Here is a 26,723-nt window from a genome sequence, read left to right as displayed (position 1 = left end):
AAAGCATGAAGTTGAAGAGAGCCAGCTCCCTCTAAAAGAGGTGTGAAGGGAAGGCTCTCAGAGTCTGGACTTAGTACGCCCCTATGGGGCGTTTTCAATGCCACCTGCTATGCAGGTGGTTTTTTACGTCTGAAGATGACATGGATTTTGTTGTTGAAGCTTTCTCTTCTGAGATGGATGCCTTTACTCGTTCGCTTGACCCTCTCTGGATCCACCAGGCCCTGACTGCCTGTCAGAAGGCCAGTATTCGCAGGCGTCGCCTGCCTGCTGAGCAGGCAGTATGGCTCATCCTGATGATGGGGTTGTTGCGTGATTTATCCATCAAAGATGTCTGCCATCATCTCGATATTGTCCTTCAGCCTGATAACGGTTATCAGAGTCTGGCACCCAGTGTTTTAACCGCTGCACGCCAGCGGCTGGGAGAAGCGCCTCTTCGCTATCTTTTCCATGCCTGCAACGAAGCGTGGCTGCCTGCAGCTCTCGGACCGGCTACTTTTCATGGCCTCCGGATACTGAGCGTCGACGGGACTCTCTTTCGCACACCCGATTCACCCGAGAACGCCACCACTTTTGGATTTATTGAATCGTCCACCGGCACTTTCCCCCAGGTCCGGATGGTTGGGCTGATGGCAACCCATTCTCATATGCTGCTGGATGCCGCGTTTGGTGGCGTTGCCGAAGGCGAGCTGACACTGGCTCACCGCCTGATTTCTTCTGCTCCGGACCATACCCTCACACTGTTCGACCGTTGTTATTTCAGCGCGGCTTTCTTCCTTGAGTGGTAACAGGCAGGCACCGCCACGCACTGGCTGACGCCCGTAAAAAGCAAGCTTCGCTACGAAGTTATCGAGCGATACAGCGATTACGACATGCTGATTGAGATGCCTGTCTCTCCTCAGTCCCGCAAGGCAGCCCCTCATCTTCCGGCCGTGTGGCGGGCAAGAATGGTGAGTTATGTCAGCGGTGGGGGAAAAGGAAAAATCACCGGATTTCTCACGTCCATGACGGACCCGGCGGTCTGGCCGGTAGAGGATTTATTGCGTATTTACTGGGAACGCTGGGAGATTGAACTGGGATATGGGGAGCTGAAGCGCCGTCAACTGAAGGGCGAAGTGACGCTGCGAAGCCGCTTTCCCGAGGGTGTGAAACAGGAATTATGGGGAATACTGGTCTCTTATAATCTGCTGAGAAAGGAAATGGTGGATATTGCAGGGGAAGCAGGAGTCATACCGACGCGAATTAGCTTTATTGCGGCATTAAATATCCTGGTGTCGCAGGTCAGAGTGAGTGGTAAAGGCGCGGCAGGAAGCATCCCTAAGCATCTGAAAGGTATGAGGGAAAATGTAAAAGCGTTTATTCTTCCAGAAAAAAGAAAGCACCGACGATACGATCGTACAGTGCTTTACGTTCCACCTACATATCCGTTCAGTTTTAAGTCACGTGGGGCTTAAGTGAACGGCATTATTCTCTCTGAGAAGGCCTTTTTGTTTTACGCCGAAACTTAGTACAGTTTCTTCGCGCAATCCAGCCAGTCATTTTTGAACGGACGCTTCATGTTTTCGATAGCGTCGATAATGTCATGATGAACCAGCTTCTCGTTCTGAATACCAACACAGCGGCCGCCGAAGCCCTGCAGCAACAGGTCAATCGCGTAGGCGCCCATGCGGGATGCCAGGATACGGTCATAAGGAACCGGAGAGCCGCCGCGCTGAATGTGACCCAGAACGGTTGCACGCGTTTCACGGCCGGTCTCTTTCTCAATGTAGTCAGCCAGTTCGTGGACGTCGCACATGTGCTCTGTGATGGCCACAATCGCATGTTTCTTACCTTTGGCGATACCCGCTTTGATTTCAGCGACCAAATCGTCGCGGCTGTAATCAACCTCAGGCACCATGACGAATTCACAGCCGCCGGAAATAGCAGCCGCCAGCGTCAGATCGCCACAATAGCGGCCCATCACTTCAACGACGGAGATACGCTGGTGTGAGGAAGAGGTATCACGCAGACGGTCAATCGCTTCAACAACGGTGCTCAGCGCGGTGAAGAAACCGATGGTGTAGTCGGTGCCTTTAATGTCGTTGTCGATGGTGCCCGGCAGACCGATGCACGGGAAGCCCATTTCGGTCAGGCGCATCGCCCCCATGTACGAACCATCACCGCCGATAACAACCAGCGCATCCAGACCGCGCTTTTTCATGTTCTCAAGGGCCACGGCGCGAACGTGCTCTTCGCGGAATTCCGGGAAACGAGCTGAACCCAGGAAGGTGCCGCCACGGTTGATCATGTCGGAAACGCTATAGCGGTCGAGCTGGATCATACGATCTTCATACAACCCAAGGTAACCGTCATAGATTCCAAAAATTTCCAGACCTTCCGTTAATGCCGCGCGCACAACGCCGCGAATTGCCGCGTTCATGCCCGGCGCATCACCGCCACTTGTCAACACACCGATTTTCTTAATCATGACTACCTCTGAACTTAGGAAGCAAAAAATAATCCTGTTGCCTGAAGCGCTCCCTTATCAGGAGTGCACGACGATAATTGCAATAGTATATCAAACGCTTCTGGCTGAATTGATTCAGGTCAGACCAAACGGCGGTAATTTATACAAATAATGCCGGCCTGCCCCACATTTTTACATCGAGTTTACAGACTATAACTCAAAGCTTAAAAAACGCCCTGCCGCGCCAGCGGCACCACAGAACAGGGGTCCTGATGAATAATGACATCGGAACCCGGAAAACGGTGCAGAATCGCCTGCTCCACCTGGTCGGCAATGACGTGTGCCTGAACCAATGGCAGGTTATCTTCCATTTCCAAATGTATTTGAATAAAACGAGTCGGCCCTGACTGCCGCGTCCGTAGATCGTGTGCCCCGCTGACGCCAGGCCATGCGGTCACGATATTGATAATGTCCTGACGTTCCTCATCAGGCAGCGCGCGGTCTAACAGCGACTGGACGGCCTCATAGGCCATGCGCAGCGCGCTATACAAAATATAGACGCCTATCCCTAACGCAAATAGCGCATCGGCACGATGCCAGCCGTACCAGGAGAGGCCCAGCGCCACCAGAATAGCGCCGTTCATTATAACATCAGACTGATAATGAAGCATATCTGCACGCACCGCCTGACTCTGCGTTTTTCTCACCACCCAGCGCTGGAAGGTCACCAGCACCAGCGTACTGAGCAGCGCAATCAGGGTCACAATCATCCCGACGCCCGCCGCCTGCATCGGTTCCGGGCGCGCCAGGTGCTGAATACCGGTTAAAAACAGGAACAGCGCCGACCCGGAGATAAACATACTTTGCGCCAGCGCCGCCAGCGACTCGGCCTTGCCGTGGCCAAAGGTATGCTCCTCATCGGCAGGTTGTAGCGAATAGCGCACCACCAGGAGATTGGTTAACGAGGCGGCAATATCCACCAGCGAGTCCACCAGCGCAGCCAGAATACTCACCGAGCCGGTATACCACCACGCAAAAATTTTAATCAAAAGTAACGCGGAAGCCATCACCGTCGCCGCAATGGCCGCACGACTCACCAGCCGCCCATAAGATTGATTCATAAACGCTCCTTCACCCGCAGTGCGCTTAGTATAACTCGATCTATTGCGACGACGGATGACAAGCGGGAGGTCGTTTAGCTGAATGACAGGCAAAAAAAACCCCCACATCATGTGGGGGAAGACAGGGATGGTGTCTATGGCAAGGAAAACAGGGTTTGTTACTGGGGTTGCACGGTATTGCTACTACTTGAAAGCATCTTTGCTGAGCCTTTCTGCATCCTTACAACCTCACGCAACTGATCCATTCGCTGCTGGTGCTTAGCATTTAAAACCGCTTGCTGCTCTGGCGTTAACAGGTGGTACATCTGGTTGCGAACCTTCGCCATTTCGATCTGGCGGTCAACCTGTTCCTGCGCCATCTTATCGGCCTGAGCACGCACAGCGTTTTCATCAAATTTTTCTGCGGTGACAAGGCTATGCATTGTCTCCATTTCGCTAACATTAACGGGTAACCTATCGTGGCGTGCCCGTTGCATAAGATCTCGTAACTGCTGTCGTTGCTGTTCGGTTAAACTTATGCCATCAAACATGTGGCCCTGGATGCTGCGCTGCGCCCCTTCTTCTCCGGGGAGCCAGTTAACGCTGGTAACGACTTCAGCGGCCTGGCTATTAGCACTTAGCGCCAGCGTTGAGGCCATGACGGCAGCAATAACATTGCGCATCACATACTCCCAAAACGTTTGTGTCGCGATTCAACGAGGGACAGTTTACGATTCGGGCTGCAAACATGCGTCAGGGGGTGTAAAACAACGTAAAGTCATGGATTAGCGAGCCTTGATGACGTAATTTCTGCCTCGGAGGTATTTAAACAATGAACAAAATCCTGTTAGTTGATGATGACCGGGAGCTAACCTCCCTGTTAAAAGAGCTGCTCGATATGGAAGGCTTCAACGTGCTCGTAGCCCATGATGGGGAACAGGCGCTGGCTCTCCTGGACGACAGCATCGATTTACTTTTACTTGATGTAATGATGCCGAAGAAAAACGGTATCGATACGCTTAAAGAGTTGCGTCAGACACACCAGACTCCCGTTATCATGCTAACTGCCCGCGGTAGCGAGCTGGATCGCGTTCTCGGCCTTGAACTGGGCGCGGACGATTATCTGCCTAAGCCGTTTAACGATCGTGAGCTGGTGGCGCGCATACGCGCGATTCTGCGCCGCTCCCACTGGAGTGAGCAGCAGCAAACCACCGAAGCCGGCTCACCGACGCTGGAGGTTGACGCATTGAGCCTCAACCCGGGCCGTCAGGAAGCCAACTTTGATGGTCAAACGCTGGAGCTTACCGGAACGGAATTCACCCTGCTGTACCTGCTGGCGCAGCATCTTGGCCAGGTGGTCTCTCGTGAACATCTGAGTCAGGAAGTATTGGGAAAACGCCTGACGCCGTTCGACCGCGCCATCGATATGCATATTTCTAACCTGCGGCGTAAGCTGCCGGAGCGTAAAGACGGCCACCCGTGGTTTAAAACCCTGCGCGGACGCGGCTATCTGATGGTTTCAGCTTCATGATTGGAAGTTTAACCGCACGCATCTTCGCTATTTTCTGGCTCACGCTGGCGCTGGTGTTGATGCTGGTTCTGATGCTGCCCAAGCTGGATTCGCGCCAGATGACCGAACTTCTGGAAAGCGAGCAACGCCAGGGCATCATGATTGAGCAGCACGTTGAGGCCGAGCTGGCGACCGATCCACCCAACGATCTGATGTGGTGGCGTCGTCTGTTTCGGGCGATAGATAAATGGGCTCCGCCGGGACAGCGCCTGCTGCTGGTCACCAGCGAAGGGCGCGTTATCGGCGCAGAACGCAACGAAATGCAGATTATTCGCAACTTTATCGGCCAGGCCGATAATGCCGATCATCCGCAAAAAAAACGCTACGGTCGTCTGGAAATGGTCGGCCCGTTTTCCGTCAGGGATGGTGAGGATAATTATCAGCTCTATCTGATCCGCCCCGCCAGCACGTCACAATCCGATTTCATCAACCTGCTGTTTGACCGTCCGCTGCTGCTGCTTATCGTCACCATGCTGGTCAGCGCTCCGCTGTTGCTATGGCTGGCGTGGAGTCTGGCAAAACCGGCTCGTAAGCTGAAAAATGCGGCCGACGAGGTCGCCCAGGGGAACCTGCGCCAGCATCCGGAACTGGAAGCCGGTCCGCAGGAGTTTTTGGCCGCCGGGACCAGCTTTAACCAGATGGTCACCGCTCTGGAGCGGATGATGACCAGCCAGCAGCGTCTGCTCTCCGATATCTCCCACGAGCTGCGCACGCCGCTTACGCGACTGCAGCTGGGCACCGCTCTGCTGCGCCGCCGCAGCGGCGAGAGCAAAGAGCTGGAGCGTATTGTGATGGAAGCGCATCGGCTGGACAGCATGATCAACGATCTGCTGGTGATGTCGCGCAATCAGGCCAACAACGCGCTGGTCAGCGAGACGGTAAAAGCCAACCAGCTGTGGGGCGAGGTGCTCGATAACGCCGCCTTCGAGGCCGAGCAGGTAGGAAAATCGTTCACCGTGGAGTATCCGCCGGGGCCGTGGCCGCTGTATGGCAACCCCAACGCGCTGGAAAGCGCGCTGGAGAATATCGTACGCAACGCGCTGCGCTACTCGCATACCCGAATTTCGGTGAGCTTCTCGGTGGATAAAGACGGCATTACGGTTAACGTCGATGATGACGGTCCGGGCGTCAGCCCTGAGGATCGCGAGCAGATTTTCCGCCCGTTCTACCGCACCGACGAAGCGCGCGATCGTGAGTCAGGCGGTACCGGTCTGGGACTGGCGATTGTCGAAGCCGCTATTCAGCAGCATCGTGGTTGGGTGAAAGCCGACGACAGCCCGCTGGGCGGCCTGCGGCTGACCATCTGGCTGCCGCTGTATAAGCGCACCTGACGCGACGTTCCCCGGTCTGCGCACGCAGCCGGGGAAGCCTTATTTCCCCGACAATCGGCGGGAATTATCTTCGATCTTGCCGCTTAAACGCCGCTTCTGCATAGTACGGCTCCAGCTTACCGACAGCCCTGCGGCACTGAGCAGGCGATGATACTGCTCATCATCAAACGGCATATGCCAGGCAATCGCGCCGGCCTCATGTACGCTGATATCACTCACCCTGGAGGCCAGCTCCAGCGGCGCGTCGCAGGAGACCACGCCCCCCGCCACCACCCGATACAGCCAGCCGGTTTTACCGCTATTCTGCATGCGCTGGGCCATATCGCTGATGGCAAAATGGAAGTTGAGCTTAAAGCACGGCGATCGCGGCTGCGTTACCTGAATCAGCGCCTCGCCCCAGCGAAAGATATCCCCGATATAGACGTTTTTCTCGGTCATTCCTTCAGCAGAAAGGTTTTCGCCAAAGGCCGGCGCGCAGAAAAGGTCGGCCTGCTGGGGGAATTCGCGGATCCAGTCGGCGTAGTGCTCGCGCGGGTACTGGCAGAGCGCGCGATCCGGGCCGCCGTGAATTTTCTTTTCCGCCTGCTCATCGCCTTCCAGCCCCAGATCGCCGAGGGTTAACTCACCGTCGACCTGGATTTTCCCGATGGCGCTCGGACGGCTTCCTTCGTAATCCCTTATCTTGCCCACAAAGACGTTCACCGGATAGTGCATCTGCTGCCCCCTGCTACAGGTATAAAAAAAGCGAGTCATCAGACTCGCTTCTCGTTCAGCACAATGCAACCTTATTTTTTGGCGGCAAAACGCGCTGCTGCTTCGTCCCAGTTAACCACGTTCCAGAACTCTTTGATGTAGTCCGGGCGGCGGTTCTGGAATTTCAGGTAGTAAGCGTGTTCCCACACGTCCAGGCCCAGGATCGGGAAACCGGAAGCGCCGGAGATAGCTTCACCCATCAGCGGGGAGTCCTGGTTCGCAGTTGAAACCACGGCCAGTTTGTCGCCTTTCAGCACCAGCCACGCCCAGCCGGAGCCGAAACGGGTGGCTGCAGCTTTTTCAAACTCAGCTTTGAAGTTATCAACGGAGCCGAAATCGCTCTCGATAGCCGCTTTCAGGTCGCCCTGCAGGGTGGTACCGGTTTTCAGGCCTTTCCAGAACAGGCTATGGTTAGCGTGGCCGCCCGCGTTGTTACGCAGAGGACCTTTTTTGTCAGCCGGCAGCTGATCCAGTTTAGTAATCAGCTCTTCAACAGACAGATCGGCGAATTCCGGCAGGCTTTCCAGCGCAGCGTTGGCGTTGTTAACGTAAGCCTGGTGGTGCTTAGTATGGTGGATTTCCATAGTCTGCTTGTCGAAGTGCGGTTCCAGGGCGTCATAAGCGTACGGCAGGGCTGGCAGTGTAAAACTCATAATCATCTCCATTATTGTCGAGCGGCTGAAAGTGTTAAGGCCGCGTAAGCAGTTGGTTCATTATAGTTAATTAAATGATATTGAAAACGCTTATCAATGCCGTATTTTAAATAAGGTTATAACAGAGTGTGATACCCGCGATTTTGTGAGCTGGAACAAGTAATTAAGCTGTTGGTTGCCAGGGTTTACCCACACGTGGCAACAGCCTGAAGGCGATAAAACTGACCGATTTTTACACTCATCGGGTCGGAAGAAGATTTATCCGATAAAAAATAGATGAGGATAAAATCAATGAATCACGCGATTACGATGGGTATTTTTTGGCATTTGATAGGTGCGGCCAGTGCAGCCTGTTTCTATGCTCCGTTCAAACAAGTTAAGCAGTGGTCATGGGAAACCATGTGGTCTATCGGCGGGATTGTCTCGTGGCTGATCCTGCCCTGGACTATCAGCGCCCTGCTGTTGCCTGATTTTTGGGCCTATTACAACTCCTTTAGCGCCTCGACTCTGCTGCCGGTCTTCCTGTTCGGCGCGATGTGGGGTATCGGTAATATCAACTACGGCCTGACCATGCGCTATCTCGGCATGTCGATGGGGATCGGTATCGCCATCGGCATTACCCTGATCGTCGGTACGCTAATGACCCCGATTCTCAACGGTCAGTTCGAGGTTTTAATCAATACCAAAGGCGGTCAGATGACGCTGCTCGGCGTGCTGGTCGCGGTGATTGGCGTCGCCATTGTGACCCGAGCGGGGCAGCTGAAAGAGCGCAAAATGGGCATTAAGGCCGCAGACTTCAACCTCAAAAAAGGTCTGGTCCTGGCGGTGATGTGCGGTATTTTCTCGGCGGGAATGTCGTTTGCAATGAACGCCGCCAAACCGATGCACGAAGCCGCCGCAGCGCTGGGGGTTGACCCGCTGTACACCGCCCTGCCTAGCTACGTGGTCATCATGGGCGGCGGCGCGCTGGTGAACCTCGGATTCTGCTTTATTCGGCTGGCAAAAGTGAAAAACCTGTCGATAAAAGCGGACTTCTCGCGGGCAAAACCGCTCATCATCGCCAATATCCTGCTTTCCGCGCTCGGCGGCCTGATGTGGTACCTGCAGTTCTTCTTCTACGCATGGGGCCACGCCAGCATTCCGGCGCAGTACGACTACATGAGCTGGATGCTGCATATGAGCTTCTACGTTCTGTGCGGTGGGCTGGTGGGGCTGGTGCTGAAAGAGTGGAAAAACGCCGGGCGGCGTCCGGTCGGCGTACTCAGCCTCGGCTGCGTGGTCATCATTATTGCCGCCAATATTGTCGGCCTGGGAATGGTGAACTAAACGCCTAAGCGGCGACGCGACTGCGTTGCCGCCACTGCCCCGGCGTCATGCCAATCTCACGGTTAAAGACTACCGAAAAGTAGTTACTGTCTTCGAATCCGCACAGCATAGCGATTTCGCCAATCAGGCGCTCCGTATGCTGCAGCAGGTACTGCGCGTGGCAAATTCTCAGCTGACGTAAATAGTGGTTGATCGTCATACCCGTCTGCTGGCGAAACTGCTGGCGCAGGGCGCGCTCGCTGCACGCTTCCCGCGCGCAAAAGCGATCGAGGAAAAAGGGTTGGTTCAGGCTGCCGGCCAGCTCGGTCAGCAGTTTATCGAGGAGGGCTTCGCTTTGGGTCGCCGCCAGGTTGTCGGTCGCGTAGCGATGTCGGTGCAGAATGAGCGCCAGCTGGGCGAACAGCAGCTCGGCCATCTGATTGGCCTGGGGGTCGCTGCGGTTGCTCTCCTGTTCAAGCTGGGTAATCACCTGCCGCACCTGGGTCATACCGGAGCTGCCGATTCGCCAGTGCGGGACCCACGGCGTACCAAACAGCCCGGGAATATGGGCCGCCCAGTCAAAGTTGAGCCGCAGCCGGTCCGGGCAGTAGATGACGTTTTGCAGGACCAAATCGTTCACCGACGCGTAGGAGTGCTTGTCCTGCGCGCGGATATAGAACAGATCGCCGCGGGTAATGCGCCACGGACGATCGTTAAGCACGTGCAGGCCGTTTCCCCGCCATACCAGCACCAGTTCGCAGAACTCATGGGTATGCTCGGCGAAGACGTTTTGCGGGTAGCGATCCGCTACCGCCACCGCCTGAGAAGGCGAGGTAAAAAACTCATCTTTGCGAAGAATCAACTGACCGGCCACCGCGACAACTCCAGGCACAAATAACGTTTCATTATTCGCGATTTTGCTCGCTAAAACGTTGACTGCTCTCGCGTTACTGAAGAATGGCGTCGCGTCCCTGGCGGATATCACGCGGTGACCAGGAAAACTCGCGGCGAAAAAGCGTCGAAAAGTGGTTACTGTCGCCAAATCCGCAGTGATAGGCGATATCCGTTACGCTGTCATCGCTGTGCCGCAGCAGATGGCGCGCCTTCATCAGCCGCACCCGGTTCAGGTAGCGCTGCGGCGTCAGGCCGGTCTGCTGCTTGAGCTGGCGATGCAGCGTGCGCAGCGACAGCGAAAACTGGGCCGCCACCTCTTCCCAGCAGACATCCTCGGCAAAGTGATCTTCCAGCCACGCCATCAGGTGATTGAGCCGCGCCTCGCTATCGGCGGCCCCTTCCGCGAGGCTGCTTTGGCGCAGCAGCACCAGCAGCTGCATAAATAAAATTTCCCGGCTGGCAATGGTATGCACATCCGACTCGCCGCCGAGGCTTTCCATCTGGCTGACGATCTGCCGCACCTGCTGCAAAGCCCCCTGATTAACCCGCCAGTGCGAGAGATAGTTGCCTTCCTGCTCCTGCGGCAGCAGCTGGCTGACGCCGCTCAGAAAGCGAAAAGCATCCGGTGCGCGGTAGAGCACGTTGGTCAGGCACAGGTTATCGGTATGTTCATAAAGATGGCGATCGTGATCGCGAATAAAACAAACCGAGCCGCCGCTGATGGTATAGGGCTGGCCGTTGAAAACGTGGATCCCCGTCCCGTGCTCGACGATAACAATTTCATGGAAATCGTGGTGATGCTCCGGAAACGCCGACTGAGGGAGGCGTGGCTCAATGGCAACAGCAGAAGTACCGGACTTAAAGAAATCCACACTGTGCAATACGGTCATAGCAGCTCCCTCGAAATGAGAAATGTTATCAATCAGTGTCGCAAATAGTAATTAAGGGCCGGCAATCCGGCCTTCAATTTTCGACCGCAAACGGCGTAAAGCCTGCCGCTTTTTCAAGAAACGGCCGGAAAGATCGGGAACTGCGGAGAGCGTCACATCCCCCGCGTCGATAGCGACAGAATGAAATTGTGAGCTATCTCACGGTCACCTTTGCTTTCTTGCCAGCGGATAAATTTCCCTGTCCGTGGCAAGAAGGTGCGCGACCGGCGACTTTTTTAGACTGCTGGCAATGATTTTCAGAAGGATCTCTGCCATGAGTTTTCGACATTGTGTCGCCGTTGATTTAGGCGCCTCCAGCGGGCGGGTGATGCTCGCCAGCTATGAAAGCGGACAGCGCACGCTGACGCTGCGTGAAATCCACCGTTTTACCAACAGCCTGCACAAGGTGGATGGCTACGACTGCTGGGATATCGATAGCCTGGAAGGCGAAATTCGCCGCGGGCTGGCGCTGGTGTGCGCTCAGGGCATTCTTATCGACAGCATCGGCATTGATACCTGGGGCGTGGATTATGTCCTGCTCGACGGTCAGGGCCAGCGCGTCGGCCTCGCGGTTTCCTATCGCGACGACCGCACCCACGGCCTGATGCAGCATGCCGAAGCGCAGATAGGCCGGTCGGATATCTATCGCCGCAGCGGCATTCAGTTTCTGCCGTTCAACACCCTTTACCAGCTGCGCGCCCTGGTTGAGCAGCAGCCGGAACTGGTGAGCCAGGCCGCGCACGCGCTGCTGATCCCGGACTACTTCAGCTTCCGTCTGACCGGCCAGATGAACTGGGAATACACCAATGCCACCACCACCCAGCTGGTCAATATCAACAGCGATAGCTGGGATGAGGATCTGCTGAACTGGAGCGGCGCGCCGCGCGAGTGGTTCGGTACCCCGACCCATCCCGGCAACGTGATCGGCCACTGGATTTGCCCGCAGGGCAAAGCGATCCCGGTCGTCGCCGTCGCCAGTCACGATACCGCCAGCGCGGTGATCGCTTCTCCGCTGGCCGGTAAAAATGCGGCCTATCTCTCCTCCGGCACCTGGTCGTTAATGGGCTTTGAAAGCAAAACCCCCTGCACCGGCGATGATGCACTGCAGGCCAATATCACCAACGAAGGCGGCGCCGAAGGCCGCTATCGGGTGCTGAAAAATATTATGGGCCTGTGGCTGCTGCAGCGGGTGCTGAAAGAGCAGAACGTCAGCGACCTGTCGGCGCTGATTGCCCAGACCGCCGGCCTCCCGGCCTGCCGCTCGGTGATTGACTGCAACGATGAGCGTTTTATCAACCCGGCCAATATGAGCGCCGAGATTCAGGCCGCCTGCCGTGAATCCGGACAGCCGGTGCCCGACGGCGACAGCGAGCTGGCGCGCTGTATTTTTGACAGCCTCGCCCTGCTGTACGCCCGCGTGCTCGGCGAGCTTGCCCGGCTGCGGGGCCAGCCCTTCAGCCAGCTGCATATCGTCGGCGGCGGTTGTCAGAACGCGCTGCTCAATCAACTGTGCGCGGACGCCTGCGGCATTACGGTTATCGCGGGCCCCGTCGAGGCCTCTACGCTCGGCAATATCGGCATCCAGCTGATGACGCTGGATGAGCTGAACAACGTCGATGATTTCCGTCAGGTGGTGCGCGACAACTACGCGCTCACCACGTTTACCCCTAATCCTGAACATGAAATTGCCCGCTTCGTTGCGCAGTTTCAGCAACAACAGACCAAGGAGCTTTGCGCATGACCACTCAACTTGAACAAGCCTGGGAAATTGCTAAACAGCGCTACGCCGCCGCCGGTGTGGATGTCGAGGAGGCTCTGCGCCAGCTGGACCGGCTCCCCGTATCCATGCACTGCTGGCAGGGCGATGACGTCGCGGGTTTTGAAAACCCGGAAGGCAATTTAACCGGCGGGATTCAGGCCACCGGCAACTATCCGGGTAAAGCCCGCAACGCGAGCGAGCTGCGCGCCGACCTCGAGCAGGCGCTGAGCCTGATCCCCGGTCCGAAACGGCTGAACCTGCACGCGCTGTACCTGGAGTCTGACACCCCGGTTGCGCGTAACGAAATCAAACCTGAGCACTTTAAAAACTGGGTGGAGTGGGCCAAAAGCAACGGCCTGGGTCTCGACTTTAACCCTTCCTGTTTCTCGCATCCGCTGAGCGCCGACGGTTTTACCCTCTCGCACGCTAACGATGAAATCCGCCAGTTCTGGATCGATCACTGCAAGGCCAGCCGCCGGGTTTCCGCCTATTTCGGCGAGCAGCTGGGCACCCCGTCGGTGATGAATATCTGGATCCCGGACGGTATGAAGGACATCACCGTTGACCGCCTGGCGCCGCGCCAGCGCCTGCTGAACGCGCTGGATGAGGTCATTAGCGAGAAGCTCGATCCGGCGCATCACATCGATGCCGTGGAGAGCAAGCTGTTCGGTATCGGCGCCGAAAGCTACACCGTCGGATCCAATGAATTCTATATGGGCTACGCCACCAGCCGGCAGACCGCGCTGTGCCTGGACGCCGGCCACTTCCATCCCACGGAGGTCATCTCCGACAAGATCTCCGCCGCCATGCTCTACATTCCGCGCCTGCTGCTGCACGTCAGCCGCCCGGTACGCTGGGATAGCGATCACGTGGTGCTGCTGGATGACGAAACCCAGGCCATCGCCAGCGAAATCATCCGCCACAACCTGTTTGACCGCGTGCACATCGGCCTCGATTTCTTCGACGCCTCCATCAACCGCATCGCGGCGTGGGTGATTGGTACCCGCAACATGAAAAAAGCGCTGCTGCGCGCGCTGCTGGAGCCGACGGAACAGCTGCGCCAGCTGGAAGCCGACGGCGATTACACCGCCCGACTGGCGCTGCTGGAAGAGCAGAAATGCCTGCCGTGGCAGGCCGTCTGGGAGATGTACTGCCAGCGTCACGATACCCCGGCGGGCAGCCAGTGGCTGGATAGCGTTCGCGGCTACGAGAAAGATGTGCTGAGCCTGCGCGGGTAGCCCGGCAACCGACAGATAAACAACCTATTCAGGGCGCGGGGTCAACCCCGCGCCGAATCAACAGGAAGCACAAAACTATGCACACCATTATCGACTCCTGGTTCGTCCAGGGCATGATTAAGGCCACCACCGATGCGTGGCTGAAGGGCTGGGATGAGCGCAACGGCGGCAACCTGACGCTACGCCTCGACGAAGCCGATATCGAACCTTTCGCGGCGGATTTCCACGCCAAACCGCGCTATATCGCCCTGAGCCAGCCGATGCCGACGCTGGCCAATCAGCCGTTTATCGTCACCGGCTCCGGTAAATTTTTCCGCAACGTGCAGCTCGATCCGGCCGCCAACCTCGGCGTGGTCAAAGTGGACAGCGACGGCGCGGGGTATCACATCCTGTGGGGCCTGGAGAACGAGGCGGTGCCGACTTCGGAACTGCCGGCCCACTTCCTGTCCCACAGCGAACGCATCAGGCTGACCGGCGGCAAAGATCGCGTGATCATGCACTGCCACGCCACCAACCTGATCGCCCTGACCTACGTGCTGGAGAACAATAGCGATCTCTTCACCCGCAAGCTCTGGGAAGGCAGTACCGAATGTCTGGTGGTGTTCCCGGACGGCGTTGGTATTCTGCCGTGGATGGTGCCAGGCACCGACGAAATCGGCGGAGCCACCGCGCTGGAAATGCGTCAGCATTCGCTGGTGCTGTGGCCGTTCCACGGCGTCTTCGGCAGCGGGCCGACGCTGGATGAGACCTTTGGCCTGATCGATACCGCCGAGAAATCGGCTGAAGTGCTGGTGAAGGTTTACTCCATGGGTGGCATGAAGCAGACCATCACCCGCGAAGAGCTGATTGCCCTCGGCAAGCGTTTTGATGTGCAGCCTATGCAGTCCGCGTTAGACCTTTATCAATAATTACATCGCGCCCCGCTCACCGAGACGGGGCGAACTCTGTCACCTGCAAACCCTACCCTAACTCTTTCGCCCTGCGGGAAGCCCATGTACCAGCAAGATGAAAGACGGCGGGAAACTAACTCAATCATGTGGAGTAAAAGCAATGAAAATAAAGACAAGCTTGATCCTCACCGTTGCCGCCCTGGCGTTGTCCGGTTCTGCTTTAGCTGAAGTTAAAATTGCCCTCGTGGCAAAATCATTGGGAAATGGATTCTTCGAGGCAGCGAACGTTGGCGCGCAGGAAGCGGCGAAAGAGTTAGGCGATGTGAAAGTGATTTATACCGGCCCCACCACCACCACCGCCGAAGCGCAGATCGAAGTGCTGAACGGGCTGATCGCCCAGGGGGTGGATGCGATCGCCATTTCCGCCAACGATCCTGACGCCGTGGTGCCGGTGCTGAAAAAAGCGATGCAGCGCGGGATCAAAGTGGTCTCCTGGGATTCCGGCGTCGCGCCGGCGGGGCGCCAGATCCACCTAAATCCTTCCAATAACGCACTTATTGGCGAGACCAACATCAGGCTCGCCGCGGACGCCCTGAAGGCGCTGAACGTCGAAAAAGGCGACGTGGCGATCCTCAGCGCAACCCCCACCTCAACCAACCAGAACATCTGGATCGAAGAGATGAAGAAGGTGCTACCGAAGTACCCTTCCGTCAACCTGGTCACCGTTGCCTACGGGGACGATCTCTCCGACAAGAGCTACCGCGAAGCGGTCGGCCTGCTGAAATCGTATCCCAATCTGAAAGCGATCGTCTCGCCTTCGTCGGTGGGGATCGTTGCCGCCGCCCAGGCGGTGAAGGATCAGGGCAAGATTGGCAAGGTGTACGTCACCGGACTGGGGCTGCCGTCTGAAATGGCCGGGGCGATTAAGTCCGGCGCCAGCAAAAGCTTTGCTATCTGGAACCCCATTGACCTCGGCTATGCCGCTACCTACCTCGCCGACGATTTAGTCAAAGGCACGGCAACCAAAACCGAAGCTAATATGGGCAGGCTCGGCAAGGTGAAGCTGGATGCCGACGGCAGCGGCGCGATGGCGGAGCCTTTCGTCTACGATGCCGGCAACATCGATAAGTTTTCCAAGATTTTCTAATCCTCAGCCCCTGTTTCACTCTCGGGACAGGGGCAAAACCGGAGACTTATCATGACGGCGTCCACCCCACTGCTGTCGCTTAAGGGCATCACCAAGGTTTTCCCCGGTGTGCGTGCCCTTGAGAACGTACAGCTCGATCTCTGGCCCGGCAAAGTGACCGCCTTAATTGGCGAAAACGGTGCCGGCAAATCCACGTTGGTCAAAGTGATGACCGGCATTTATCAGCCCGAAGAGGGCGAAATCCTTTATAAAGCGATCCCGATTCAACTGCCTCATCCGGAGTCGGCGCACCGGGTCGGGATCACCGCCATCCACCAGGAAACGGTGCTGTTTGACGAGCTCTCGGTGACGGAAAATATTTTTGTCGGCCAGTATCTGCATAAAGGCCTGCTGAAAAAGCTCGACTGGCCGGCAATGCACCAGAAAGCTGGGGATATTCTTCGCCGCCTGGAAGTGCAGATCGACCCGCGCGCGACGCTAAAAACGCTGAGCATCGCCCAGCGCCACATGGTGGCTATCGCCCGGGCGCTCTCCTTTGAGGCGCAGGTGGTTATCCTTGACGAGCCGACCGCCGCGCTCTCGCAACACGAAATTCTGGAGTTTTATCAGATAGTCGAGCGCCTGAAACAGGACGGTAAGGCCATCCTGTTTATCTCGCATAAGTTTGACGAAATCTTCGAGCTGGCGGACTACTACACCATCTTACGCGACGGCGTGTACGTGAGCTCCGGCGCCATCAACGAGATCACCGAAGAGCGGATGGTGTCGATGATGGTCGGACGCGCCATTACCCAAACCTACCCGAAGGTGAGCTGCACCCCGGGAGAAACGGTACTGGAGGTCAACAATCTCTGTCACCCCACCGAGTTCGCCAATATCAACTTCACCCTGCGCAAAGGCGAGATCCTCGGCTTCTACGGGCTGGTCGGCGCCGGGCGCACCGAGCTCATGCAGGCGCTGTCCGGCGTATCGCACCCTTCCTCCGGCGAAATGGTGCTGAATGGCAAAGCGGTGCGCTTTCGCCAGCCGGCGGACGCCATTCAGGCCGGTATCGTCTGCGTGCCGGAAGAGCGGCAGAAGCAGGGGGCGATCGTCGCCCTGCCGATCGTGCAGAACATCAGCCTGCCCCAGCTCTCCAGGCTCAACCCCCGCGGCGTGCTGAACGACGCCCGCGAATGGCGGCTGGCCGATGAGTATGCCTCGCGCCTACAGGTCAAGGCCTTTAGCTGGCAGCAGGCGGTAGAAACCCTCTCCGGCGGCAACCAGCAGAAAGTGGTGATCGGCAAATGGCTGGCCACCCATCCACAGGTGATCATTCTCGATGAGCCGACGAAAGGTATCGATATCGGTTCAAAAGCGGCGGTGCATCAGTTTATGTCCGAGCTGGTGGGCCAGGGACTGGCGGTCATTATGGTCTCATCAGAGCTGCCGGAGGTTATGGGAATGGCCGACCGCATCATCGTGATGCACGAAGGGCTGATGGTGGCCGAATATCGCGCCGGCGAAGCGACGGCGGAAACTATCGTCAGCGCCGCCAGCGGCACTGCCCGGGAGGCTGCGTAATGTGGCAACAACTGCTTAAAAACCGCGAAGCGCTGCTGGCGGCGGTCATTATCCTAATGGTCGCGGGCATCGGCAGCCGGGTACCGTCGTTCATCGCAGCGGAAAACCTGGTCGAGATGTTTAACGACACCTCGATTCTTATCGTCCTCGCTCTCGGCCAGATGATGGTGCTGCTGACCAAGGGGATCGACCTGTCGATGGCCGCCAACCTGGCGCTGACCGGGATGATCGTCGCCCTGCTTAATGCCCACCACCCGGACATTCCGGTGTGGGCGTTGCTGATGCTGGCGACCCTGCTCGGCCTGCTGATGGGGGTGATTAACGGTCTGCTGGTCTGGCGTCTCGGCATACCGGCGATCGTGGTCACCCTCGGCACCATGAGCATCTATCGCGGCATTATTTTCCTGCTCTCCGACGGCGGCTGGGTTAACTCGCATCAGATGAGCGCGGACTTCCTCGCCCTGCCGCGCGCCTCGCTGCTGGGGCTGCCGCTGCTGAGCTGGTGCGCCATCGCCGCCCTGCTGCTGGTGGGCTACTTCCTGCGCTACAGCCGCACCGGGCGGGCGCTATACACCGCAGGCGGCAACGCCACGGCGGCGTACTACACCGGCATCAACGCCGGGAAAATGCAGTTCATCAGCTTCTGCCTTTCCGGGGCGCTGGCGGGATTTTGCGGCTATCTGTGGATCTCCCGCTTTGCCGTCGCCTACGTTGACGTTGCCAACGGCTTCGAGCTGCAGGTCGTAGCCGCCTGCGTCATCGGCGGCATCAGCACCATGGGCGGCACCGGACGCGTAGTCGGCTGCCTGTGCGGCGCGCTGTTCCTCGGGATTATCAACAACGCGCTGCCGGTCATCGGTATCTCCCCCTTCTGGCAGATGGCCATCTCCGGCGCGGTTATTGTCATCGCCGTGGTGCTTAACGAGCGTGGGAACAAACGTCAAGGACGGCTCATTCTGCGCAGCGCGGTGCTGGCTTCGCAAAAACAGACGGTGAAACCATGAGCAAAATAATGACCACTGACGAGATGGCCGGCCGCCCGACGGCGCCGTCGCCGCTGCGCCGCCTGCTGTGCTGGGAAGGCTTCCTGCTGGCGGTGACCCTCGCCGTTTTTGCCGCCAACGCGCTGGCGTCGCCCTACTTCCTTAATATCTGGAACCTCTCTGACGCCACCTTCAACTTTACCGAGAAGGCGATTATCGTCCTGCCGATGGCGATGCTGATTATCGCCAGAGAGATTGACCTCTCGGTCGCCTCCACCATGGCGCTGAGCTCCACGGCGATGGGCTTTTGCGCGGCGGCGGGGATGGATACGCCGCTGCTGGTGGCCGTCGGGTTGGGAGTGGGCCTGCTGTGCGGCCTGTTTAACGGCATCCTGGTGACGCGCCTGAATCTGTCGTCGATCGTTATCACCATCGGCACCATGAGTCTGTACCGCGGCATGACCTACATCCTGCTGGGTGATAAGGCGCTAAATCACTATCCAGACAGCTTCGCCTGGTTCGGCCAGGGCTACGTTTGGGGGGCACTCTCGTTTGAGTTTGCGCTGTTCCTGCTGCTGGCGGCCGCCTTTACCTTCCTGCTGCATAAAACCAACTTTGGCCGCCGCACCTACGCGATTGGCAATAATCCGACCGGCGCCTGGTTTTCCGGGATCAACGTTAAGCGTCATAACCTGATCCTGTTTGCCCTGGTTGGGCTGATGGCGGGGCTGGCCGCGGTGCTGCTGACGTCACGGCTCGGCAGCACTCGCCCCTCGCTGGCGGTGGGCTGGGAGCTGGCGGTCGTGACGATGGCGGTGCTCGGCGGCGTCAATATCCTCGGCGGCTCCGGCAGCATGGTGGGGGTGATTATTGCCGCCTTCCTGATGGGGCTGGTGACCTTTGGCCTGAGCCTGCTCAACGTACCGGGCATCGTGATGTCGATAATCATCGGCGCCATGCTGATCGCGGTGATTTCGCTGCCGATTATCGCCCGGCGGGTGCTGCAGCGAAGACATTAGCCCTTCGCCTGACGGTGGGGGGGAACGGGATTTCATTAACAGGAGAGTTATCATGAGCTTTATGTTGGCATTGCCGAAAATCAGCCTGCACGGCGCGGGCGCCATTGGCGATATGGTCAATCTGGTCGCCGCTAAACAGTGGGGCAAAGCGCTGATCGTCACCGACGGTCAGCTGGTGAAGCTGGGTCTGCTGGACAGCCTGTTTGCCGCGCTCGACGCACACCAGATGTCCTGGCACCTGTTTGATGAGGTATTCCCGAACCCCACCGAAGCGCTGGTGCATAAAGGTATTACCGCCTTCCACGATGCGCAGTGCGATTACATTATCGCCTTTGGCGGCGGCAGCCCCATCGATACCGCGAAAGCGGTTAAAATTCTCACCGCCAACCCGGCCCCTTCCACCGCCTATTCCGGCGTCGGCAAGGTGAAAAACGCCGGCGTCCCGCTGGTGGCGATCAATACCACCGCCGGAACGGCGGCGGAGATGACCAGCAATGCGGTCATCATCGATTCCGCGCGCCAGGTAAAAGAGGTGATCATCGATCCGAATATTATTCCGGACATCGCCGTCGATGACGCCAGCGTGATGCTGGACATCCCGGCCTCCATCACCGCGGCCACCGGAATGGATGCCCTGACCCACGCTATCGAAGCCTTCGTCTCGGTCGGCGCCCACCCGCTCACCGATGCCAATGCCCTGGAGGCCATTCGGCTGATTAATCTGTGGCTGCCGAAAGCCGTCGACGACGGGCACAACCTTGAGGCGCGCGAGCAGATGGCGTTTGGTCAGTATCTGGCGGGCATGGCGTTCAACAGCGCCGGTCTCGGCCTGGTCCATGCGCTGGCGCATCAGCCTGGCGCGACCCACAATCTGCCCCACGGCGTATGCAACGCCATCCTGCTGCCGATCATCGAAAACTTTAACCGCCCGAACGCCGTTGCCCGTTTTGCCCGCGTGGCGCAGGCGATGGGCGTCGAGACCCGCGGCATGAGCGATGATGCTGCCAGCATGGCGGCAATCGAGGCGATTCGCACCCTGAGCAAACGCGTCGGCATTCCGCAGGGCTTCAGCCAGCTTGGGGTGACCAAATCCGACATCGAAGGCTGGCTGGACAAGGCCCTCGCCGATCCGTGCGCGCCGTGCAACCCGCGAACCGCCAGCCGCGACCAGGTGCGCGAGCTCTATCTGGAGGCGTTATGATCCGCAAGGCGTTTGTGATGCAGGTGAATCCCGACGCGCACGAAGAGTATGAGCGTCGACATTCGCCAATTTGGCCGGAGCTGGAGGCGGTTCTGAAGGCGCACGGCGTGCACCGCTACGCCATTTATCTCGATAAAGCGCGCAGCCTGCTGTTCGCCACGGTGGAGATTGAATCTGAAGCCCGCTGGAACGCGGTCGCCGGAACCGAGGTCTGTCAGCGCTGGTGGCGGCATATGCGCGACGTGATGCCCGCAAACGCCGATAACAGCCCGCTTAGCGCCGAGCTGAAGCCGGTATTCTATCTGGATTAAATCCCGGGCGGCCCCGCCGGACGATATTTAACGGGGCCGCTTTTACGGTCTTCAGAAGAAGTATTTAAAGCGCACCCGCGCGCCGTAGCGATCGTCGTCATCGCTCTTATTGGCCTGCACATCGCTATCAAGAATGGAGTAGTAGGCCCCGAGATAGATATTAAAGTTCTGCATATTCATCACGTTCGGGATTTGATACGAGGCGTGGAAGGTATGAATATTGTAGGTCCCCTCATCCTTAATCCAGCAGTCGTTATCGCAGATCACCCCGTCATAGTCGTTGATTTTGTTATGAGCGTAGATATAGCCCAGCTCAAAGCGCTGCCACAGCGCGTTAACCCCGGCGGTGAAGTCTTTTTCATTGCTGGCATCCATATACGCGGTGTTCACGTTCACCACCACCCCATCGGCCGGATTGGTTTTCAGGCCATTCCACGTCATGGTCAGGCCGTAGCCGGTACGATCGGACTGATCGACAAACTCTCCCCGCGCGTTGCTATAGCCGTAGGCGTTTTTCACCACGTTCGACTCCATCGCCGCGGCGACGGAGAGCTCATCCTTCGCCCACGAGACAACCGGGCGCAGATAGGCGACGTTCTTTTTTTGCTCCATGTCGCGGCCGTGGTAGTCACCGCCGTCATACAGGGAGGTGCCGTCCTCCAGCAGCGTATTCAGCTCGAAGTACCAGTTATCCAGCTGCTTGCTGAGCAGGAAGTTACCGCCCGCGTCGGATCGCCCGCGTCCCTCTTTCATCATGTAGATATAGCCGTGGCCGTCGCTGTAGAGATCGTTGGCGGTATTACCCGAATGCTCGACGAAGGTATCCTGGTTCAGCGGGAACATGTCATAGGCTTCAAAGCGCCCAACTTTTATCTTCCAGTCCTTCTCCTGGCCGAAGAAGAAGGCGGCATCGTCAAGGTTCATTGAGCCGGTCATATCGGCCAGCGGTTGAATCGAGAAGCCGGCGAAATAGCCGTTGCTCATGGTGCGGATGCCGTCAAAGCCCAGCAGAATGCGGCCGTTTAAGTCCCAGTTATCGTAGGTCGGGTCGCTGCCAACATCGGCGTTGGTCATCGCCAGCAGGCCGTGCTTGCTCTCCGCGTCCATGTTGAACTCAACGTCACCGTAGATCTTCAGATCGCCATAGCCGGAAAGCTTAAGCTCCGGCGCGGTAATATTCTTTTTGCTCTCCTCGACCGCCGTGACGCTTTTTACCGCAACGGTCGGTTGCGCCAGCGCAATAGCGGTGCGCTGTTTCTCCTGTAATTCTCGCACCTGGCCTTCCGCCACCGTAGCCCGGCTTTCCGCCGCGGCCAGCCGCGCTTCCAGCTGTTCCATACGCTGTTCAAGCGTCAGAGAATTATTTTTAGCAACTGCCGAACTTTCCATCAAACATAAACTAATCGCTAAGGCTATCGTCTTTTTATTCATTTTTATTTTCCGGAGGCAACAGGGAGGTAAGGTGAGTGAATAACTCACCTTTCTATCTTCATTATTTTTATATGGAAGCGAGTGCTAATTAATATGTGACTTATGTTTATTGGCCGGTATATAGCTGATGTTTATTTTTATCCTCATCGGTAATATCTCTTAATACCCGGCAGGGCACCCCGGCGGCAACAACGTTCGGTGGAATCGAGCGATTAACCACGCTGCCGGCGCCAATCACCGAGTTTTTGCCAATGGTAACGCCGGGATTAATAATCACGCCGGAGCCCAGCCAGACGCCATCCTCAATAATCACCGGCAGAGAGAACTGCTGCTGCGTGTGGCGCAGATCCGGATGCACCGGATGACCAGCGGTAGAGATCGTCACGTTCGGTGCGAACATCACGTTATTGCCGATAATAATCTCCGCGTCATCCACCAGCGTCAGGTTGAAGTTTGCGTAGAAGTTATCGCCAATAGTGGTGTGAGTTCCGTAAGCAAGATTGATCGGCGGCTCAATCCAGCACTGTTTCCCCACGCTCGCAAACATGCGCTGGATAATATCCTCTCTTAGCTCCTGACCGAATGGGTGCGAGTGGTTATATTCATAGGCCCGCACCTTTGCCATTAGCCGCTCCTCCGGCAGCCCGTAGCCGCCATCAGTATATAATTCACCACTGTTCATTCTTTTTTTAATATCCATAATCAATATGTTCTCCCGTTTATTCAGCACATCCCTGTGAGAGTTTATTCTGTTAATTGATCAAATTGTCATTGCTTTATTACTGACGCTTCCGGGCACGGACTTCCCTGAAAGCGTAAAGGCCGATATTAAGGTGACGGAGAGCGCAATACCGCCGAGGATCATATAGGTCTCCTGGAAACCGATCCGGTCATACATATTGCCGGCAAATGCGGAGAGGAAAATCGCCGCCACCTGCTTGGAAAACTGGAAGCCCACCAGATAAATCGTCGCCGACAGCCGGACGTCAAATACGCCGGTAATATATTTAAACGCCCCCACCAGCAGGAACGGCACTTCCAGGGCGTGGAGCATCTTCAGCGCCACAACCTCAACCGCGGTGGTGGCGAAGGATGAGCCGATCATCCGCGCCGCCATCACCATCCCGGCAATCAGCAGGGTGTTCTTCGCACCGATGCGGTTAATAATCCACGGCGAGCTGAACATAATGATAGCGTTGCAAATCTCCCCGGCGGTGGTCGCAAAACCAAAGGCGCGGGTACCCGATTCCGGCGTAGCGAAGAAGGATTTAAAGAAGGTGGCAAACTGCTGATCGAAGACGTCGTATACGCACGCCACGCCGACCACATACAGAATAAACATCCACATTTTGCGCTGGCGGAACATCCGCAGGGCGCTTTTTAAATCCACCGATGGGCGATTCGCGCCTAAGGAATCCAGCACCTGCGCGGACGAGCTGGCCTGCGGTTTCGCGATAGCCACCAGCACCACCAGCAGCAGCGCGGCGGCCGAGCCCATCCAGAATACCCACTCGGGATTGACGCTAAACAGCATCCCCGCGGTCGTCGCGCACAGCGCCCAGCCAAGGCAGCCAAAGGTACGCGCTTTACCGTACTCAAACCCGCTGTTGCGGCTGATGCGTTCGATATAGGCTTCCATCGCGCCGGCGCCGGCGGAGAACACGAAACCAATATAGGCGCCCCCGCTTAATGCCCCCAGCCAGATATTGGTTTTCAGCAGCGGCGCAAAAACATAGAGGAAGAACGGCGCAATCAGCACCAGCAAAATCGTCACGATCCACATCAGGTGTTTTTTCAGCCCCAGCTTATCGGAAATCACCCCCAGAACGGGCTGGAAGCAGATCGCAAACAGGGAAAGGCTGGAGAAAACGATGCCGGTCTCGGTTTTATTCAGGCCAATAACGTCCGACAGCCAGATCGGCAGGAACGGGAAGCAGGTGGCCATAATGAAAAAGTAGAGAAAAAAGAACAGGCCGAAAATCCAGAAGTTAGGGTTGTTTTTGTGGGTACAGGCAGTCGGGTTCATTTTATATTCCTCAGTCAGGGCCGCCTGGCGGCCCGTCACCATTACACGCGTTGCAGGCCAATTAAAATGGCGCTTTCCGGATCGAGGATTGGCAGCGCCAGCCCCGCCTGCTGTAGCCACTCGCCGCTCACCGTTTGCGGGGTCACCATCCATTCCGGCAGCTTACGCATGGTATGACCGCCCTCTCCCGTAATCTGAATATCCGGGTGATCGAGCAGCGTAACCTGATAGCGGGCGCCCGCCTCCAGCCCCGCAACGCGCAGCGGCGCCATCAGGGTGTAATCCGGCATCGCCAGCTGGCTGACGAGGAAAATCGCCTGGCTCTTATCTTCACTGACCACGCCGTGCGCCAGCGTGGTAGCGTCCGGCATATCCATACGCCACTGCACGCCGTGATGAATAACGTCGCGCCACTGCTTATGCAACGCGGCATACTTGCGGTAGCCCGCGCGCTCCTGTTCGTCGGCGCTCACCGGATCCAGCTCCAAACCCATATGGCCAAACAGCGCGGTCAGGCCGCGAAAGGCGATACTGTGCTGGCGGAAGGTGGCGTGGCAGTGGCGGTTGCCGATATGCGCGCCCATCACTTCCGGCGGGAAGAAATAGCTCATGCCGCGCTGGATAGTGTTGCGCTCCAGGGCATCGTTGTTATCGGAAGCCCAGAAGCGATGGCTGCGCTTCAGCACCTCATAATCGATGCGTCCGCCGCCGGAGGAGCAGGATTCAAATTCGATATGCGGGAAGCGGGCAACCAGCGCGTCCAGCAGACGATAAAACTCGCGGGTCTGCGCATCGGCGGCGGCTTTACCGTTATGGCCCGGCTGCACCAGCTCGCGGTTCATATCCCACTTCACATAATCCACGGCGTGCTCGCCCAGCAGCCAGCTCATCCGCTCCAGCAGATAGTCAAAGGCCTGCGGAATATTAAGGTTCAGGACGTACTGATGGCGGCCGGTCAGCGGCGTATAGCCCGGCAGGGCCAGCACCCAGTCAGGGTGGGCGCGGAAAAGGTCCGAATCCGGATTGATCATTTCCGGCTCAACCCAGATGCCGAACTCCATGCCCAGCGACTTCACGTGGTCGATAACCGGCGTCAGCCCGTTGGGGTACTTTTTCTCATCCAGATACCAGTCGCCGAGCGCCGCCCAGTCGTCGTTGCGCCCTTTGAACCAGCCGTCGTCAATGATGAAGCGCTCGACGCCAAGTTCCGCCGCCTCATCCGCCATGCGCATGATGTACTGCGGGTCATGATTGAAATAGATCCCCTCCCAGGTATTGAGATGCACCGGGCGCGGTTTGTTATCCGGGAAGTGCACGATCTGCTCGCGCAGGTAGCGATGAAACTGCTGGCTCATGCCGTTCAGACCCTGCGCCGAGTAGCTGGCGTACAGCGACGGCGTCCACAGGGTTTCGCCTTCGGCCAGCGCCATCTCCCCCGGTAAATAGAGCGCTTCCGCCTGCAGATAGCGGCGGCCATCGGTTTTTACCTCAGCGCGCAGGCGGTGGTTGCCGCTCCAGCCAAGGTGTACTCCCCACACTTCGCCCTGCATCTCGCTAAAGGAGGTGCTGCCGGTAATCAGCGCCGGGAAATGCTCGTGGGAGGTGCGCCCGCGGCGATTTTCCAGCACGAAGCTGTCGTGATCGAGGACCAGCCGATGCGGCTGAAACTCGCGGATCCAGCGGCCGTGAAAAGCCATCACTTCGCGGGCGCGTTCGGCAACCGGCAGCGTGACCGCTAGCCGGTCCACCTGCCAGGGCTGCACGCGCAGGTTGGTCAGACCGTGGCGAACGCTCAGCACGCCGCTGCTATCGAGCACAATTTCGCTACGCAGGCGCAGCCCGGCGTGCGGGTCCTCGCTGATAAGGGTTAGGCTTTGCCCGTCCTGCACGACCTCGGCGGTGGCAAACACCGGCGAGCCGTCCAGCCCCTGGCGGTGCCCTTCAATCCCAGGCGCGCCAAACAGCCCGTGACCCAGCTCAGCCATGAGCGTTACGGGGGAATCGACGTCCAGGCGACCGTTAGCCACCGGGCGCGTCAGGCTGGCCGCATCCTGCGGCGAAAAATGGCTTAAATGCGGCCCCCAGTAGATAATTTCGGCAAACGGATGGGTTTTGATTACCACATCGGCCCCTGCGCTTTGCAGGCGTACAATCGAATCAGACATCAGACATCTCCA

23 protein-coding genes and 1 pseudogene are annotated in these 26,723 nt (G+C 57.6%); 13 read left to right on the top strand and 11 right to left on the bottom strand.

From position 1 onward, the window contains the following. Positions 1-140: 140 nt before the first annotated feature. Positions 141-1,451 (top strand): annotated as a pseudogene (locus GVK32_RS29580) (IS4 family transposase). A 50-nt stretch (positions 1,452-1,501) separates the two neighbouring features. Here the strand turns inward: GVK32_RS29580 and pfkA are convergent. From pfkA to cpxP, 3 genes are all read right to left on the bottom strand, one after another. Then, positions 1,502-2,464: a 6-phosphofructokinase gene (gene pfkA, locus GVK32_RS25180; RefSeq protein WP_041143431.1), complete on the bottom strand. Its 963-nt coding sequence runs from the start codon at positions 2,462-2,464 to the stop codon at positions 1,502-1,504. A 203-nt stretch (positions 2,465-2,667) separates the two neighbouring features. Beyond that, the gene (gene fieF / locus GVK32_RS25175; protein WP_159873204.1) at positions 2,668-3,564 is read right to left on the bottom strand and encodes a CDF family cation-efflux transporter FieF; all 897 of its coding nucleotides are present in this window, start codon (positions 3,562-3,564) and stop codon (positions 2,668-2,670) included. A gap of 158 nt (positions 3,565-3,722) precedes the next feature. Further along, positions 3,723-4,226 (bottom strand): cell-envelope stress modulator CpxP, encoded by a 504-nt coding sequence (cpxP, locus tag GVK32_RS25170; RefSeq protein WP_041143429.1) that lies wholly within the window; start codon positions 4,224-4,226, stop codon positions 3,723-3,725. Positions 4,227-4,375: 149 nt separating this feature from the next. Here cpxP and cpxR point away from each other — a divergent pair, with 149 nt between their 5' ends. Together cpxR and cpxA are read left to right on the top strand one after the other, a co-directional pair. Next, positions 4,376-5,074: an envelope stress response regulator transcription factor CpxR gene (cpxR, locus tag GVK32_RS25165; RefSeq protein WP_004203671.1), complete on the top strand. Its 699-nt coding sequence runs from the start codon at positions 4,376-4,378 to the stop codon at positions 5,072-5,074. Next, a complete protein-coding gene (gene cpxA / locus GVK32_RS25160; protein WP_159873202.1) occupies positions 5,071-6,444 on the top strand; it encodes an envelope stress sensor histidine kinase CpxA in 1,374 nt (457 codons plus the stop codon). Before cpxR ends, cpxA begins: the two co-directional genes overlap by 4 nt. A gap of 39 nt (positions 6,445-6,483) precedes the next feature. Here the strand turns inward: cpxA and yiiM are convergent, their stop codons facing one another. Both yiiM and sodA read right to left on the bottom strand, forming a co-directional pair. Beyond that, a complete protein-coding gene (yiiM, locus tag GVK32_RS25155) occupies positions 6,484-7,158 on the bottom strand; it encodes a 6-hydroxyaminopurine reductase (protein ID WP_041143427.1) in 675 nt (224 codons plus the stop codon). A gap of 71 nt (positions 7,159-7,229) precedes the next feature. Beyond that, on the bottom strand, positions 7,230-7,850 hold the full coding sequence (gene sodA, locus GVK32_RS25150; RefSeq protein WP_159873200.1) for a superoxide dismutase [Mn]: 621 nt from the start codon (positions 7,848-7,850) through the stop codon (positions 7,230-7,232). Positions 7,851-8,141: 291 nt separating this feature from the next. Here sodA and rhaT point away from each other — a divergent pair, with 291 nt between their 5' ends. After that, on the top strand, positions 8,142-9,176 hold the full coding sequence (rhaT, locus tag GVK32_RS25145) for an L-rhamnose/proton symporter RhaT (protein ID WP_159873198.1): 1,035 nt from the start codon (positions 8,142-8,144) through the stop codon (positions 9,174-9,176). A gap of 4 nt (positions 9,177-9,180) precedes the next feature. On the opposite strand, the gene rhaR is transcribed toward rhaT, so the two are convergent. After that, the gene (gene rhaR, locus GVK32_RS25140) at positions 9,181-10,029 is read right to left on the bottom strand and encodes an HTH-type transcriptional activator RhaR (protein WP_227697903.1); all 849 of its coding nucleotides are present in this window, start codon (positions 10,027-10,029) and stop codon (positions 9,181-9,183) included. A gap of 73 nt (positions 10,030-10,102) precedes the next feature. Further along, positions 10,103-10,939 carry an HTH-type transcriptional activator RhaS gene (gene rhaS / locus GVK32_RS25135; protein WP_159873196.1) on the bottom strand — a complete coding sequence of 279 codons (837 nt, stop codon included), beginning with the start codon at positions 10,937-10,939 and terminating at the stop codon, positions 10,103-10,105. A gap of 313 nt (positions 10,940-11,252) precedes the next feature. Between rhaS (GVK32_RS25135) and rhaB the strand changes: the two genes are divergently transcribed. The 9 genes from rhaB to rhaM all read left to right on the top strand — a co-directional run bounded on the left by rhaB (position 11,253) and on the right by rhaM (position 21,089). After that, positions 11,253-12,719, top strand: a complete 1,467-nt coding sequence (gene rhaB / locus GVK32_RS25125) for a rhamnulokinase (RefSeq protein WP_159873192.1) — start codon at positions 11,253-11,255, stop codon at positions 12,717-12,719. After that, positions 12,716-13,975, top strand: a complete 1,260-nt coding sequence (gene rhaA, locus GVK32_RS25120; protein ID WP_159873190.1) for an L-rhamnose isomerase — start codon at positions 12,716-12,718, stop codon at positions 13,973-13,975. Before rhaB ends, rhaA begins: the two co-directional genes overlap by 4 nt. Positions 13,976-14,052: 77 nt before the next feature. Next, the gene (gene rhaD / locus GVK32_RS25115; protein ID WP_159873188.1) at positions 14,053-14,883 is read left to right on the top strand and encodes a rhamnulose-1-phosphate aldolase; all 831 of its coding nucleotides are present in this window, start codon (positions 14,053-14,055) and stop codon (positions 14,881-14,883) included. A gap of 142 nt (positions 14,884-15,025) precedes the next feature. Next, on the top strand, positions 15,026-16,012 hold the full coding sequence (gene rhaS, locus GVK32_RS25110; RefSeq protein ID WP_159873186.1) for a rhamnose ABC transporter substrate-binding protein: 987 nt from the start codon (positions 15,026-15,028) through the stop codon (positions 16,010-16,012). Between the two features lie 51 nt (positions 16,013-16,063). Continuing rightward, positions 16,064-17,575, top strand: a complete 1,512-nt coding sequence (locus GVK32_RS25105; protein ID WP_159873184.1) for a sugar ABC transporter ATP-binding protein — start codon at positions 16,064-16,066, stop codon at positions 17,573-17,575. After that, positions 17,575-18,579 (top strand): ABC transporter permease, encoded by a 1,005-nt coding sequence (locus tag GVK32_RS25100; protein WP_159873182.1) that lies wholly within the window; start codon positions 17,575-17,577, stop codon positions 18,577-18,579. Before GVK32_RS25105 ends, GVK32_RS25100 begins: the two co-directional genes overlap by 1 nt. Then, a complete protein-coding gene (locus tag GVK32_RS25095) occupies positions 18,576-19,577 on the top strand; it encodes an ABC transporter permease (RefSeq protein ID WP_159873180.1) in 1,002 nt (333 codons plus the stop codon). The genes GVK32_RS25100 and GVK32_RS25095 overlap by 4 nt, the downstream gene beginning before the upstream one ends. A 52-nt stretch (positions 19,578-19,629) precedes the next feature. Further along, positions 19,630-20,778, top strand: coding sequence for a lactaldehyde reductase (gene fucO, locus GVK32_RS25090; RefSeq protein WP_159873178.1), 1,149 nt, complete (start codon positions 19,630-19,632; stop codon positions 20,776-20,778). Then, a complete protein-coding gene (gene rhaM / locus GVK32_RS25085; RefSeq protein WP_159873176.1) occupies positions 20,775-21,089 on the top strand; it encodes an L-rhamnose mutarotase in 315 nt (104 codons plus the stop codon). The genes fucO and rhaM overlap by 4 nt, the downstream gene beginning before the upstream one ends. Before the next feature lie 51 nt (positions 21,090-21,140). Here the strand turns inward: rhaM and GVK32_RS25080 are convergent, their stop codons facing one another. The 4 genes from GVK32_RS25080 to GVK32_RS25065 all read right to left on the bottom strand — a co-directional run bounded on the left by GVK32_RS25080 (position 21,141) and on the right by GVK32_RS25065 (position 26,711). Next, on the bottom strand, positions 21,141-22,427 hold the full coding sequence (locus tag GVK32_RS25080; protein ID WP_370461204.1) for a carbohydrate porin: 1,287 nt from the start codon (positions 22,425-22,427) through the stop codon (positions 21,141-21,143). A 199-nt stretch (positions 22,428-22,626) separates the two neighbouring features. Further along, on the bottom strand, positions 22,627-23,220 hold the full coding sequence (locus tag GVK32_RS25075) for a DapH/DapD/GlmU-related protein (RefSeq protein ID WP_045853681.1): 594 nt from the start codon (positions 23,218-23,220) through the stop codon (positions 22,627-22,629). A 60-nt stretch (positions 23,221-23,280) separates the two neighbouring features. Further along, entirely contained in the window at positions 23,281-24,546 is a 1,266-nt protein-coding gene (locus GVK32_RS25070) for an MFS transporter (protein WP_159873172.1), read from the bottom strand. Positions 24,547-24,587: 41 nt separating this feature from the next. Beyond that, positions 24,588-26,711 (bottom strand): alpha-galactosidase, encoded by a 2,124-nt coding sequence (locus tag GVK32_RS25065; protein ID WP_159873170.1) that lies wholly within the window; start codon positions 26,709-26,711, stop codon positions 24,588-24,590. Between the last annotated feature and the right edge of the window lie 12 nt (positions 26,712-26,723).

The sequence above is a fragment of the Klebsiella sp. 18074 genome, assembly GCF_902705905.1.
GTDB classification, from domain to species: domain Bacteria; phylum Pseudomonadota; class Gammaproteobacteria; order Enterobacterales; family Enterobacteriaceae; genus Klebsiella; species Klebsiella terrigena.
The sequence above is the reverse complement of the archived record's forward strand: the minus strand, read 5'-3'. Positions and strand labels throughout refer to the sequence as shown.